Origin of the sequence: Rhizobium laguerreae, assembly GCF_019778565.1 — a bacterium.
GTDB classification, from domain to species: Bacteria; Pseudomonadota; Alphaproteobacteria; order Rhizobiales; family Rhizobiaceae; genus Rhizobium; species Rhizobium laguerreae.
In genome coordinates this window covers 1-14,189 of sequence record NZ_JAAXQT010000005.1, presented here as the reverse complement: position 1 = coordinate 14,189, position 14,189 = coordinate 1, and the positions used below count along the sequence as shown (strand labels likewise).

Annotated in this window: 11 protein-coding genes and 2 pseudogenes; 7 read left to right on the top strand and 6 right to left on the bottom strand. The window is 60.0% G+C overall.

Features of this window, described 5'->3' with window-relative positions:
• The first annotated feature begins 3 nt into the window (after positions 1-3).
• Complete coding sequence (locus tag HFO71_RS16510; RefSeq protein WP_221988231.1) at positions 4-336, top strand: four-helix bundle copper-binding protein; 333 nt, start codon at positions 4-6, stop codon at positions 334-336.
• Positions 337-448: 112 nt separating this feature from the next.
• Entirely contained in the window at positions 449-1,003 is a 555-nt protein-coding gene (locus HFO71_RS16505) for a c-type cytochrome (protein ID WP_077980980.1), read from the top strand.
• A 61-nt stretch (positions 1,004-1,064) separates the two neighbouring features.
• Here HFO71_RS16505 and HFO71_RS16500 read toward each other — a convergent pair whose 3' ends face one another.
• Complete coding sequence (locus HFO71_RS16500) at positions 1,065-1,745, bottom strand: peroxiredoxin-like family protein (RefSeq protein WP_131642686.1); 681 nt, start codon at positions 1,743-1,745, stop codon at positions 1,065-1,067.
• A 74-nt stretch (positions 1,746-1,819) separates the two neighbouring features.
• Positions 1,820-5,065, bottom strand: coding sequence for an adenylate/guanylate cyclase domain-containing protein (locus tag HFO71_RS16495; protein WP_168258404.1), 3,246 nt, complete (start codon positions 5,063-5,065; stop codon positions 1,820-1,822).
• A gap of 274 nt (positions 5,066-5,339) precedes the next feature.
• Here HFO71_RS16495 and HFO71_RS16490 point away from each other — a divergent pair, with 274 nt between their 5' ends.
• On the top strand, positions 5,340-5,591 hold the full coding sequence (locus HFO71_RS16490; RefSeq protein WP_027665810.1) for a ribbon-helix-helix domain-containing protein: 252 nt from the start codon (positions 5,340-5,342) through the stop codon (positions 5,589-5,591).
• A gap of 2 nt (positions 5,592-5,593) precedes the next feature.
• Positions 5,594-5,944: a type II toxin-antitoxin system RelE/ParE family toxin gene (locus HFO71_RS16485; RefSeq protein ID WP_072638442.1), complete on the top strand. Its 351-nt coding sequence runs from the start codon at positions 5,594-5,596 to the stop codon at positions 5,942-5,944.
• Between the two features lie 167 nt (positions 5,945-6,111).
• Here HFO71_RS16485 and ilvB read toward each other — a convergent pair whose 3' ends face one another.
• Together ilvB and HFO71_RS16475 are read right to left on the bottom strand one after the other, a co-directional pair.
• Positions 6,112-7,818 (bottom strand): biosynthetic-type acetolactate synthase large subunit, encoded by a 1,707-nt coding sequence (ilvB, locus tag HFO71_RS16480; RefSeq protein WP_131642688.1) that lies wholly within the window; start codon positions 7,816-7,818, stop codon positions 6,112-6,114.
• 422 nt (positions 7,819-8,240) lie between these two features.
• Positions 8,241-9,329: a LacI family DNA-binding transcriptional regulator gene (locus HFO71_RS16475; RefSeq protein WP_131642689.1), complete on the bottom strand. Its 1,089-nt coding sequence runs from the start codon at positions 9,327-9,329 to the stop codon at positions 8,241-8,243.
• A 348-nt stretch (positions 9,330-9,677) separates the two neighbouring features.
• Here HFO71_RS16475 and HFO71_RS16470 point away from each other — a divergent pair, with 348 nt between their 5' ends.
• The 3 genes from HFO71_RS16470 to HFO71_RS16460 all read left to right on the top strand — a co-directional run bounded on the left by HFO71_RS16470 (position 9,678) and on the right by HFO71_RS16460 (position 13,331).
• Positions 9,678-10,640 (top strand): sugar-binding protein, encoded by a 963-nt coding sequence (locus HFO71_RS16470; protein ID WP_131642690.1) that lies wholly within the window; start codon positions 9,678-9,680, stop codon positions 10,638-10,640.
• Positions 10,641-10,719: 79 nt separating this feature from the next.
• Positions 10,720-12,261, top strand: a complete 1,542-nt coding sequence (locus tag HFO71_RS16465) for a sugar ABC transporter ATP-binding protein (protein WP_168258405.1) — start codon at positions 10,720-10,722, stop codon at positions 12,259-12,261.
• 44 nt (positions 12,262-12,305) lie between these two features.
• Positions 12,306-13,331 (top strand): ABC transporter permease, encoded by a 1,026-nt coding sequence (locus tag HFO71_RS16460; protein ID WP_131642692.1) that lies wholly within the window; start codon positions 12,306-12,308, stop codon positions 13,329-13,331.
• 72 nt (positions 13,332-13,403) lie between these two features.
• Here HFO71_RS16460 and HFO71_RS16455 read toward each other — a convergent pair.
• Together HFO71_RS16455 and HFO71_RS16450 are read right to left on the bottom strand one after the other, a co-directional pair.
• Positions 13,404-13,656, bottom strand: a pseudogene (locus tag HFO71_RS16455) (ISNCY family transposase); the annotation flags it as partial.
• Positions 13,633-13,983 (bottom strand): annotated as a pseudogene (locus HFO71_RS16450) (transposase); the annotation flags it as partial. The pseudogenes HFO71_RS16450 and HFO71_RS16455, both read right to left, overlap by 24 nt.
• Between the last annotated feature and the right edge of the window lie 206 nt (positions 13,984-14,189).

The window sequence follows — 14,189 nt, the reverse complement described above, 5'->3', positions numbered from 1 at the left end:
GCCATGCATCACATGTCGACTGAAATGAAAGCCTGCATCGACAATTGCCTCGCTTGCTACAGCGAATGCCTGTCGATGGCCATGGGACATTGCTTGGAACTGGGCGGGGAGCACACCAAGCCTCCGCACTTCAAGCTGATGATGGCATGCGCGGAGATTTGCCGGACCTCCGCGCACTTCATGCTGATCGGCTCGGAGCACCATAAGCATGTCTGCCGGGAATGCGCAGAAATCTGCGGACAGTGCGCCGAAGACCGCGAGCGGGTGGGCGACATGCAAAGCTGCGTCGACGCCTGCCGCCGTTGCGCCGATAGCTGCCGCAAGATGGCGGCGTGATCGGGGAGGGCGTTCTCCGTCCGCCCCCTTCCTGCCCAGATGAGAACGGATATCCGTTGAAGCGACGGATATCCGAAGCAAGCGGCATGGCCCGGTTTGGAACGCAGCGTTTATGAAACAACCCGCTTATATGAAGAAGGCTGGGCTGCTCTCCATCGTGGGAGCAGTCCTGATGGCCGGGCTTCCATCGCCAGCCTCGGAGGACCTCGTCTCCCGTCGACAGGCGGACATGAAGGCCATGGCCGCCGCGGCGAAGACGATCTCCGGCATGTTCAAGGATCCGGCGGCCTACAACGCCAGCGAGTTCAAATGGGCGGCCGACACCATCCGCGACAAGTCCGGGAGTATTCTCTCCGCACTTTTCGCGTCCGAGGCCGACAGTCGGCAATCGAAGGCCGGGCCGAACATCCTTAAGGAGCGCGACCGGTTCGACCGCATCGCCAACGACCTGCGCGACTACGCCGTCGCGCTGGACGCCGCCGCGCAGAATAACCCAGGACAGATGTCCGCCAGCATGCGCATGAAGCCTGGGGAAGCGATGGGTGGCGGCCCGCTCGGCACCCATGTTCGCAACGAGCAGGAACTGCTGGCAATGCCGGCGGAACACGCGTTCCACCTTATGCTTCAGACCTGTACGACCTGCCACGCCAAATTCAGGATGGAATAGGGGCGATCACGCGGGACCGGGAATTGCTCGCCTTGTTCAAGCGTCCGACCTTTCGGCCCCATCAAACAGCCATGTTCGACGCTGCCGACATCACTTCCCGAGGGGCCGGACCGCCGAACATATGGCGGCCATCCTCCTCGACTTCGGTGAAACACCAGCGCACGACGCCATCCCGATCGAGCAGGAATTCGCCGACGAGCTGGCCGTGGCCGGCGGCGATCATCTGCTTGTCATCCTCGGTGATTTCATAGCCGTCCGCCTTGTCGAGGAATTCCGACGCCGCCATCGGGTCCATAGGCGCTGGAAGCTCGCCCGGCATGTCGATGCGCATCGACATCACCGTGTTCATGCTGACTTTGCGCGGCCACTCATTCTCATCTTCGGTGAACTGCAGATTCGGCAGGCCGAAGGCCTTGTGCGATACCCGTTCCGGGTCCGAGGCCGCCAGCAGATTGGGAAGCGGATGGTAGCGGAAATAGAGGCGAGCGCGGTCGATCGGCGTGTTGACGACGGTCAGGCTGTCGATGCCTTTCTCCTGCAAGGCATCGGTGAGTTCGGCCATGGCGGCGATCTGCCGGCGACAGAAGGGGCAATGCAATCCGCGGAACAAACCGATGAGCACCGGCTTCTGGCCGCGAAAATCGTCGATGGCGACCTTGCCCTGGCGGGTGATCGCATCCAGCACCACGTTCGGTGCGCGATCTCCCGGCTGTAACGGTCTTGCGGCGTGGTTCTCCTGCATGTTTCGTTCCTCCCTTTATCTTCTTGAATCGATTTTCCTAATCGATCTCCGGCGATCACTGCAACGAGGACAAGTCAGTCGAGAAACGGCAAGACGACGAGCGTGCCGGGGTCGAGGTTGTGGCGGATGCACACATCCTGTGCCAGCGTGAAATACCGTTCCGCCTCGTCCATGTCGTCATGCTCAAGGCTGAGTGTCGCCAAGCCATCATAGCACGGAAAGAGCAGTTGCGGTTCATCAATTTCCTTCGCAACCTCAAGGGCTTCTTCGTAATACTTACGAGCTAGCTTCGGCTTCCCGTGGCACTGATGAATCTGGCCCAGCACGATCAGCGGCACGGAGAGGTGGTCACGCTGATCGAGCGCCCGGTCGATTTCGACGGCCTTCTCCGCCGCTGGTACACCCTCGGCGGCGCAGCGATCAGTGAAGGTACAGCAGGCAACTGCGAGGTTGGCGAGAAGGCGCGCCTGGAAGCCGAGATCGCCGATACGGATCGCAACCTCCAGACCGCGCCGGCAGATTCTGATGGCGTTAGCAGGATCGACAATCGTGTAGAGAACACCAAGATTGGAATAGGCGCGACAGGCAGCACTTTGCAGATCCGCCTTTTCGGCAACAGAGAGGCTACGCTCCACTTCCTGCACGGCCTCGCGGCGGCGTCCGAGCCGCGCAAAGGCTACCCCCTTGGTATTCAGCGCCTCCGCCATCGCTCGCGCTGTCTCCCGTCCGGCCTCGGTCGTCCCGTCGATCGGCAGCGTTTGCAGGCATTGCAGCGCCTGCGTCGCCCACTCTGCGGCAGCGGACTGATCCCCCATGCGGAAGGCCAGATGGCCGCGCTCCTGCAGAACATGTGCACGTTCGACCGGCGCGTCGATCGTTGCGATCATCGCTTCGGCTTCGGCCAAATGTGTCTCCGCTTGATCGCGGCGTCCTGCATCGAGATGCAAACGGCCGATCTTGCGCAATATCCTCGCCGCGGCGATAGGGTCATCTTTGGTGCGATGGGTCGTCAGCGCCCGCTGATAATGGTTCAAGGCGGTGTCGCGCAGGCCGGCGGGACCGCAGAGATCGGCAAGACGCTCCAGGAGCGCCTGTTGCTCTGGTGTCACCTCCGCCTCGTTTGCGAAGGCCGCAAGGGCCTGACGATAGAGGCGCATTGCATCGTCATTGGCGTAGGCCTTGCGCGCCAGATCGCCCGCCGCCATCAGATAGGTGGCGCCCTTGGCCTTTTCGGTGGTCAGGCTGAAGTGATGGCCGAGCTGTGCCAGATGCTCGGGCCGGTCGGGCGCTGCACCATATTGACGTTCCAGAACCCGGCCGATCCGTTGATGAAGCTCCATGCGCCGTTGCAGCAGGAGATTGTGGTAGATGACGTCATGCATCAGCGTCTGGCTGAAGCGATAGCCCGGCGAGCCGCCGGCATCCGGCCCGCGCAATTCCTCGATGATATTGGCATCGCAGAGATGATCCAATGCAGCATCGATGGCGGCCGGGTCTGTGGCGACGGTGCGGAGCAGGGCGGTATCGAACTTCGGGCCGACCACCGCCGCCTCTTGCGCCAGCCGTCTGATCTCCTGCGGCAGACGATCGACGCGGGCAAGCAACAGGGCTTGCAGGTTCACCGGTATATCGACATCCGTGTCTTCCGCTGCGACATGCCAGCGCTGGCCGTCATTGTGCAACGTGCCCATGTCGATCAGCGCCCGAAGGGTTTCTTCGATGAAAAGCGGATTGCCGCCGGCGCGGTCGAGGATGCGTTTGCGCATCGTCACTGGCAACTTGGCATAGCTCTCGCCAAAAAACGCAGCAAGCAGCTTCTGCCCGTCGGCCGCAAAGAGTGGGGCAAGACGTTGGACGGTGACGCTGACACGATTGGAGTCCAGTGGGTCGGTCTGCGATGTCGGCCGGTAGACCGCCAGCAGCATCAACCGGCTGCGCTCCAGCCGGTCCATCATGAAGCGAAGCACTTCCAGCGAGGCAGCGTCCGCCCAGTGCAGATCCTCAATGACAAGCAGCAGGGGACCTTGCGCCAGTCGCCGCTCGAAGACGGTGCGGACGGCATAGAAGATCTGCCGCCGCAGCTGCTCCGGCTCGATGTACCGCAACGCGCCATCGGGATCGCCGAGGCCGAGGACATGCAGAAAGAGCGGCAGAAGTCCCTCGACCTCCTCCTGCGTCAGATCGAGCGCGCGAAACCCCGTTGCCAGCAATTGCCGCGCCCTGTCGAGATCGTCTCGCTCGCCAATGCCGTAGGCGCTGCGCACGACCGCGCCGAGCGTGCCATAGGATTGTTCGCCGAGGGGAGAGCAGGTCGCTTTGCGGATGGCGAGGCCCTGGAAACGAGCGGCATTGCTGGCTATCACGACGAATTCATTGACCAGCCGCGACTTCCCGATACCCGCTTCGCCGATCAGGCGGACAAGCTGTGCTGCCCCGCCGCAGGCAAGATCGAGGCATGTCAGCAACCGCGACATTTCCGTATCTCGTCCGATCATCGGCGCCTGAAGGCCGAGACTCTCGAGCCCGCGCGCCGCATGCGGCGCTTCCAACAGCCCTGTCAGCCGATGGACAAGGACGTTTCCGCTTTTGCCGCGCAACGCCTGCGCACCGAGACTCTCGAAGGCAAAGGCATGGCGGGTGAGGCGATAGGTCAGCGGCCCGACAAGGATATCGTTTTCGCCGGCCATGGATTGCAGGCGTTGGGCGGTGTTCACCGTGTCGCCGGTCACCGAATAGGATTTTGTACTGACCGCACCGAAGCCGCCGGTAACGACAGGGCCGCTATTGATTCCAATATGCAGACGCAGCGGCACGCCGGCCCGGGCGTGCCAGCGCTCGCCGACCTGCGTGGCCCGACTGATCATATCGAGTGCGGCACCAAGCGCCCGGACCGGATCGTCCTCATGAGCGACCGGCGCGCCGAACAGCGCCAGCAGCGCATCGCCGACGAACTTGTCGACGAAGCCTCCATAGGCCTCGACCGCCTGGGTCATCTCTTCGAACAATTCGTTCTGCAGCACCCGCATGACTTCAGGGTCGATCTGCTCGCTCAGAGTCGTGAAGCCGCAGAGATCGGCAAAGAGCACGGTCACCGGCCGCCGGTCGGCATCGCCGTCAGATTTAGACTGCACCGTCTCGATGTTTGGCTTCGACGCGGGTTGGACTTTGCCTGAAACCGACGCGCCACAGCTGGGGCAGAAGGCAAAATCGGGCTGACAGGGATAGCCGCAGGCAGCGCACGAGATCGGTTGCCTTGCGCCGCATCGCGGACAGAAAGCAAAACCGCTCTGAATATTGAACCCGCAGCCGGCGCACTCCATCGCACGCGTCTCACGAAAGCCCAAACTGTTACGGCTATTTCAGCCGCAACCAGCGGGCCTCAAAACAGGAACAAGCATGAACCTGCTGCCCCAGGCCCGCAAGCACTAAACAAACGGCGAACCGACGATGATGATCCTGTTCGCAACATCTTTAAGCCAGCCGAGTCGCCGAGCGAGGTTCGAGAAACCATGTCACGATTGAATTCTTTGTGATGAATATGGACAATATATGCTACGCTGCACCACGATAGAGGAAGAACGAAAGGGTATGCCCATGGCATCGGGCAGCATTCATGTGAAGGTCAGCGGCGTGCTGCAAGATCACATTCAGCAGCAGATCGGTGACGACGGCCTCTATGAGAATGCGAGCGAGTACATTCGCGCCCTGATCCGACGCGATTTGCAAACGCGCGACGAGGCATGGGATGGCCTGCAAAAGGAGCTTGCACCCGCAATGCGTGCCGACGACAGCGAGTTTGTCGTCGTTTCCGCTGAAGACGTTATCCGCCGCAACAAGCGCCGCTGAGCATGGTAGCCTATCGGTTTTATCCACGCGCTGACGCCGCGCAGGACAAGATTTGGCGTGACACTTTCGAAGCGTGGGGAGAAAAACAGGCAGATGCGTACATTCTCGGGCTGCATGTTTATTTGCAGCGTTTATGCGAAGATCGACTGATCTGGCGACAGCTTCCGCAACGGTTGGCAGTTCCCGCTGACATCAGGCGTCGGGCCTATTTCAGCCGCTATGAGCATCACTACCTATTCTTTCGTGAGCTTGAGAACGGTGATCTTGGCGTCATGAGCATTCTTCACGAACGGATGGATTTACCGGTGCGGCTTAAAGAGGACTTGGCCGCTCTTTCAAACAAAGAGTCGTGACACAGCATCTTTGATCAGAAGCGGGCTGAAGAAAATCGATCTCATAGAACGGCATAAATCCATGATCGAGACGCCAGTCTCGATCATGAGGTCTTCGGCTAGGATAGACGATGACTGCGGGCTGCACGATCGCACGGCTTGCTTTTGGGGTGTTCGATCATCAGCCGTTACTGCCGATGGGTATCGGTCAGCCTTGCAACCCGGCAGTGGAGGAGCACCGGCCGGTCCGCGTCGATCATCTCCTTGATTTTGGCGTCGAGTTCGCTTGGGCTTTCGCAACGAAGGCCGATGGCGCCATAGGCTTCCGCGAGTTTGGTGAAATCGGGCAGTGAGGCCGAATAAGAGCGCGCTCGACTGTTGCCATCCGGTATGGAATCCCATTCTTGCGCCATGCCCGGATGCTCATCGCTCAAGACGAAAATCTTGATCGGCGCTTGATGCTGTATCGCCGTCGACAGCTCTTTCATCGTCGTTTGCACCGACGCGTCGCCGGCAATGTCGATGACAAGGCGGCCGGGATTTGCGAGCTGCGCCCCCAGCGCGGCAGGAAGGCCGAAACCCATAGTCCCCAATCCCCCTGAGGTAATCCAGCGATTGGGCCTGTCGAAACCGAAGAACCGCGCCACCCACATCTGCTGACCGATCTCCGTGGCGATGATCGGGTCGTGCGGCTTTGTCAGCGCATACAGACGCTCCAGCGCATGTTGCGGCATGATTGCATGGTCCAGCCGCTCGTAGGAAAACGAATCGTGGGTTCGCCAATGGTCGATCTGCGTCCACCACGCCCGCAACCGTTTCTGGTCGGGCATAGTGGAGAGCGACCGCCAAGCATGGATCATATCCGCCAGCACATGCGCGGCGTCGGCTTGAATGCCGATGTCGACGGGAACGCGTTTGTTGATCGACGAGGCGTCGATATCGATCTGGATTTTCTTCGAGTGAGGCGAAAACTCATGGACGCGCGAGATCGCGAGATCGTCAAACCGCGCGCCGATGGCGAGCATCAGATCGCAGTCGCCAATTGCCATATTGGCTTCATGCGATCCGTCCTGTCCGGCGACGCGCAGCCAGTTCCGCCCGCTGGCGGGATAGGCTCCAAGCCCCATGACAGTCGACGTTACGGGAAAGCCGGTGAGGTCGACGAACTCACGCAACAATCTCGACGCCTCCGGTCCCGAATTGATGATGCCGCCGCCGGCATAGATGATGGGTTGCCGGGCTTCGGCCATCAATGCGACCGCCGCTCGGATCGCGTTCCGATCGCCTTGCATTGCCGGCTGGTAGCTCGTCAGCGCAGCTACCTGGTCAGGTGCAACGTAGGTCCCGCTGGCGAAGAGCACGTCCTTCGGCATGTCGACGAGAACAGGGCCGGGTCGGCCGGCCGCCGCGATCCGGAAAGCCAGATGGATCGTTTTGGCCAGATCGTCGACGTGTTTGACGAGGAAATTGTGCTTTGTGCAGGGGCGGGTGATGCCGACCGTATCGCATTCCTGAAAAGCGTCGGTACCGATGAGACTTGTCGGCACCTGGCCGGCGAGGCAGACGAGCGGAACGGAGTCCATAAGAGCATCCTGCAGCGCCGTAACCGCATTTGTAACGCCTGGTCCCGATGTCACCAGCATGACGCCAACTCTTCCCGTCGAGCGGGCATAGCCTTCGGCGGCGTGTCCGGCGCCTTGCTCATGGCGCACCAGGAAATGTTTGATGTCCTCCTGTTGGAAGATTTCGTCATAGATCGGCAGCACCGCTGCGCCGGGATAACCGAAAATGTGTTCGACACCGTTGTCGCACAGCGCCTGCAGAACGATCTCGCCGCCGTTCATGCGACGATCAGAGGGGGTGTTGAGAAAAGAGTTGGCTGTCTCGCCGGTCATATCTGGGTTCCGTCGTGAGTGAGGTGATGGGTGCGACGGGGCATAAAAAAAGGCCCCGTCAGGGACCTGTTTTCGGCGCATGGGTGGCTATTGCCGGACGATCAGACCGTCCTGCCCATGCGCGATATCACCACTACGAGAACCATTGCGATTTTCATGGCGCTAGAGCTAGCTCTAAATCCACACGTCGTCAACGTCGCCTCTGCGTAGATTGTATCTGTGGTTGAGATTATTTGAGATCGGTGGTTCGTCAGTGACGACGCAAGGGCAGGGCGATCCGTTCGCAAGCCTATCGACCAACGGCAAGCTCTGCCCGCTCTATCGCTCGAGAAGTGATTTCTACCACTTCCTCCAATGTGGGCCGGTCAGGAGTTCCGAGCGAGCTGGGCTCCACTCAGTGGATGAGTGACCCGGCGCGAACGCTATGGCGACGTATATGCACCATCGAGGATCTGCCGCGCCTCGGCCCGCGGCGCGGCGACGGAATGACGCTTAACGAGCGAGCATTCGAGCTTCGCAATGGGATAGCGCTTGCCGGGCACACTTTCCGGGTTGAGATGTTCGATCGCCCATTGCCCCATGGCAAGATGGGGAAGGACCGAAGTCGTCAGCGGGGGTACGAGATGTCGTGAAATTTCTTCGTCGTCATAACCCACCACCGACATGTCCTGGGGAATGCGAAGCCCTGCATCCTTGAGCGCTTCGTAGCACCCGATGGCAGTGCGGTCGTTCTGGCAGAAGATCGCAGTGGGCGGCTCTTTCAGAGCAAGCAGTTTCATCGTGGCGGCATAGCCGGCACTGGCCGACCAGTCGCCTTCAATGACCAATTCCGGATCGAAGGGTATATCGGCGGTCGCCAGCGCGCGGCGATATCCCGTCAGCCGGTCCTGCGCCGCCTGCATCCAGATTTCACCGGTGATCGTCGCGATACGATGGTGTCCGTGCATGATCAGATGCCGGGTAGAGCTCTGCCCTCCGGCGATCTCACTCGGCACCACGGCGGGAAAGGCATGGTCCGCGGTATAACAGTTCAGCAGGACCGTCGGGATGTTGAGCTTGCTGACATAGGATGGAAGCTCCACCTGGCGAGTATAAATTGTCATATATATGAGCGCCGATATGCCTCCGTTCGTCAACGCCTCGATTGCTTTCGGCTCCATGACGGGGTCACTGAGCGTCTGGGTTACCAGAAGGACATTGCCGGCGTTCCAGGAGGCTTGCCGCGCGCCTTCGATCGCAACGATCGCTTCCGGGCTGGTGGCGAGTTGATCCACGGCGAAACCGATGACGTTGTCCAGTCCCGAATAAGAGGCCTTCGTCGTATAGGTCTTCTCCATGTAACCGAGCGCGCGCGCCGCCTCCAATACGCGATCGCGCGTCTGCTGTGAGATGCGGGTGCCGGGTGTGTCGTTGAGGACGAAGGAGACGGCCGCCTGCGAGCAGCCAGCCGCCGCGGCGATGTCCATCATCGTCACGCGCACAGGCTTATTTTGGGTCTTGGACTTTCGCATTCGTGGAGACTGTCTCTGCTTGGGATAACGGTTCAGGGTGATTGATTGTCGGTTTTGGTAATTAATATTATCATCTATCTGAAAGCGCTGGCAATTGCAGGAATTGTTGCAACTCTATCAGTTATTGGCAAGTGTCAGTACAAAATCGCCATCGTAGCCATTGCACGATGAAATGTTTTGATCTGCATTGATAATACTATTTACTAATTAAATTTCTTGTATACCGTCAAGGAGCGATCGGAACCAATGCCACTCGTCGCTTTGCGACGGCCCTAGGAGGGGGCGCGCATCCGGCCGGCCGTAAATCGGAAACGGGCCCGTGCAACTGCGGCCCTCGGGAGGTGTATTATGAAACAGCTGAAACGCAATGCAGCCTTGTTCTTCGCCGGGTTGATGCTGAGCGCGGCACCGATTGCCGTATCAAATGCTGCCGACAAGCCGACACTCGCATTTGTCGTCAACGGCGCATCCGACTTCTGGAAAGCCGCAGAGGCGGGCGTGAAGAAGGCGCAGGGCGAGATGCCCGACTACCAGATGGAGCTGAAGTACCCTGAGCAGGCATCTGTCGCCGTTCAGCAACGGCTTATGGAAGACTTGGTCAGTGCCGGCGTCAAGGGGATCATGGTTTCCGCAGTCGATCCCAAGACCCAGACGGACGGTTTGAACAAGATCGGCTCGCAGACTGCTCTCTTCACCACAGATAGCGACGCGCCGCAGACCAACCGCGTCGCCTATATCGGCTCATCGAATATCGACGCCGGCATGCAGGCCGCCGAAATCGCCAAGAAAGCGATGCCGGACGGCGGCAAATGTATCGGCTTCGTCGGCCTGCTCGGCGCCGATAATGCCAAGGAACGCATCCAGGGCATGAAGGACGGCCTGAAGGGCACGAAGATCGAGCTGACAGATGTACGCGGCGACGATATCGACCAGACGCGCGCAAAGAAGAACGTCGAGGATGCGCTGGTGGCCAGCCCCGACGTCACCTGCATGGTCGGTTTCTACTCCTACAATACGCCGCGCATCTATGAGGCGTTGCGCGACGCCGGCAAACTCGGCCAGATCACCGTCGTCGGCTTTGATGACGATCCGATCACGCTCGGCGGCGTCAAGGAAGGCACGGTCGCAGCGACCGTCGTGCAACAGCCGTTCGAATGGGCCTATCAGGGCATGAAGCTGATGGCGGCCTACCTCAAGGGCGACAAGTCAGGCGTTCCTAGCAACGGCTTGATCATCATACCGACGGTAATCATCGGCAAGGATGACGTTGACAAATATGCCGCCAGCCTGAAGGCCATGTCTGGAAAATAACCCTCTTTCGCGGCGGGGGCACTTGCCGCCGCCGCGAAAGACGTCCCATGCCGACAGCATTAGCAGCTATGGACAGGCGATGAACCACAGCTCCGACTTCCCGTCACCGGACGCGCTTGCAACGCCGTTCCTTTCGCTTTCCGGCGTTGGCAAGTCCTATCCGGGCGTCGTTGCGCTTGAGGGCCTGTCGATCGACATCATACCAGGCGAGGTCATCGGCCTCGTCGGCGAGAACGGGGCTGGAAAATCGACGTTGATGAAGATTCTCGGCGGCGTGATCGCACCCGACCGAGGCACGATTCTGCTCGACGGAGCAGAGCTTCGTTTCCTCACTGTGGAATCGAGCATCGCATCCGGCATCGCCTTCGTTCACCAAGAACTCAATCTCTTTGAGAATCTCGACGTTGCCGCCAATATCTTCCTGGGCCGCGAGCCGCTGAAGGCCGGACCTCTCAAGCTCGTCGATCGCAATCGGTTGCGAGACATGGTGAAGCCGCTCTTGAAGCGGGTAGGGGCTCATTTTTCCGCCGACACACCCGTGGCATCGCTTTCCCTTGCCGAGCAGCAGATGGTGGAAATCGCCAAGGCGCTGTCCATCAATGCCAGGCTCGTCATCTTCGACGAACCCACGTCCAGCCTGCCGCTGGCCGAAACCGAGCGTCTCCTGAGCATTATCAAATCGCTGAAAGCCGATGGCATCAGTGTGGTTTTCATCTCGCATCGCCTCCACGAGGTTGAGCGCGTCGCAGACCGGGTCGTAGTCCTGCGCGACGGCACGCTTGTGGGCACGCTTGCCAAGAAAGACATCGGCCACGACCAGATGGTCAAGCTGATGATCGGCCGGGTGCTTGCGGCCCGGACCGCAAAACCGCAGCGCTCGCCCGGCTCGGTTGCGCTGAAGGCAAGCGGCGTGCGCACCGAGGCCTATCCCGGCCGCCCCGTTGATCTGGAAATCCGGTATGGAGAAATCATGGGGCTTGCAGGGCTCGTTGGGTCGGGCCGCACCGAGCTTGCAAAAGTACTCTTCGGCATCGACCGGAGCTACGGCGGAGCCATTCTGCAGGACGGGCGGCAAATTGCGGTCAGTTCTGCCCGAGATGCCGTCGCTCGTGGTATTTTCCTGGTCCCGGAGGATCGCAAGCACAACGGCATTCTTCTTGATCTTCCGATCGCCCAGAACATAAGCCTTGCCGACCTTCCCCGGCTCTCCAGCCGCTTCATGCTTTCTGCCGAGCGGGAGAGGGCGGCGGCCGAAAAGCAGCGCGTTCGCCTTGGTATCAAGGCGCCCTCCGTTTCAACGCGAACCGGCACTCTGTCCGGCGGCAACCAGCAGAAGGTGGTACTTGCCAAATGGTTGTCGATGAGCCCGAAGGTGATGATCTTCGACGAGCCGACACGCGGCATCGATATCGGCGCGAAGAACGAGATCTACGGCCTGATGCGAGCACTTGCCGATGCCGGAGTGGCGATCCTGATGATCTCCAGCGACATGGAAGAAGTGATCGGCGTTTCTGACCGCATCGCCGTCATGCACGAGGGCCAGATCGCCGGCATATTGGAAGAGGACGAAATCAGCCAGGAAAGCGTCCTTTTGCTTGCCGTCGGCAAAAGGGTAAAATAGCCGCTGCGGCACATAAAAATAAGGTATCGGGGGATGGATCTCGAATGATCAAAAAAGATCTCGGACTGCTGCTTTTGATCGTCGTCGTCGGCATCGTCGTCGCCATCATCAATCCGCGCTTCCTGCTGCCGATCAACCTGGCCAACACTGCCAACCTGATCGGTCTGTTCGGCATCCTGTCGATCGGCCAGGCCTTTGTCATCATTACAGGCGGTATCGAGCTTTCCGTGGGCTCGCTGGTAGCACTTCTCGGCGTGCTCTTCGTCGATTTCATCGCGGTCCAGGATATGTCATGGATGCTGGCGCTGCCGCTCATTCTCGCGCTCGGCGCGGTCATAGGCGCCGTCCACGGCTGGCTGATCACCCGGCTCAACCTGCAGCCCTTCGTCGTCACCCTCTGCGGCCTCCTGATTTATCGTGGGGCAGCGCGCTTCTATACGGCTGACGGAACCGCGGGCTTTGCTTTCGGCCAGAATTTTCCAGACCTCGAATTCCTGACCGCTGGACGGTTTTACGGCGTTCCCAACACCTTCATCGCACTCGTCATCATTGCCGTGGTCATGTGGATCATGCTGCATCGCTCTGTCTTCGGGCGTTATCTTTACGCAATCGGGAAGAACGAGGAGGCGGCCCGCTATTCCGGTATCCGTACCGGCCGCATGGTCATGTCGGCTTATGTCATCTGTGGGCTGCTGACGGCGCTTTCGGCGATTTATTTCGCCATGTACACACGCTCGATCTCGCCGGCGAGCCATGGTCAGTTCTACGAACTCTACGCAATTGCTGCTGCTGTACTTGGCGGTTTTTCGCTCCGCGGCGGCGAGGGATCGATTGTCGGCGTCGTGCTGGGCACGGTCCTGCTCCAGGAGTTGCAGAATCTCGTGAATCTCCTTGGTATCCCTTCGTCGTTGAATTTCGCTGTCATGGGTGGCGTGATCCTCATCGGCGTCCTGATTGACCAACAATGGCACGCGATCCGCGCAAAGCGCCGCCTTGTCTCGGCCGCCCGGCAGACCGAAACTCGTCTTTCGAACGAAGGCAGTTTGCCAGCGGTTGCCAATCAGGACTAGGTCAATTGATCGGGCCATGCGTGTCGTGACCTTTGCCCCGTTGCAAGATTAGATCGGGGCGGGTGAGGGCGCCGATCCATCGTTCTGAACCAGCTCCCCGAAACAGTCGCGCCGGCCGCGTGGCTGGAAAACCCGCTTCTTGCGCTCGCGACGCGAGACCCAGATGCCGCCCTCGGTCATCCATTGCCGCAGCGTTTCCTTGGCCACCGAGATCCGGTGCAGCTCGATCAGCTTCTCGCGAGCCAGCGTCCAGATAGCGCTCCCGGATCAGATCCAGCGCCGCATTGCGAAACTCCTCGCAGTGGCGCCGGTTGCTCGGCTGGCGCTCAAGCTGCAATCGGCCGGCGATCTGTTGCGGCGACCAGCCATGCATGATGCGCTCGATCACCGATTGGCGGAGCTGCGCGAACCGGGCAAGTTTGCGCAGCTTGGCACGCCGTTCTCGCGCCATGTCATTGGCCATCACGCAGTAGTAACCGTTGAGGTCCGGCATCTCACGATCCTCGAACGTATTGCGGCGCAGCTCACGGAAAATGGTTGAGCGATGTCGGTGCAGCTTCTCGGCGATCACATCAACGCTGACCCCAGCCGTGCGCCAGCGGGCAATCTTGCGGCGTTCATCGATATCGATCCGGGAGTAGGTGCGCTTCATGTCTCGTTCCTTGCAAGGATAAACCGTTGTTATCTATTGCAAGTCGCACTTCATCCTTGAACCCACCCCCTTACAACACTGTGGCGGCAGGGTTGGAATGTCCGTTTGTGTGCAAAGTAGAAGTGTCACTTTGGGTGTGTCTTCAGCCATTTAGAAATGCGACACTCGGCATGTCCACTTGCGCTGAGGCAAGCCCCCGACCGGAG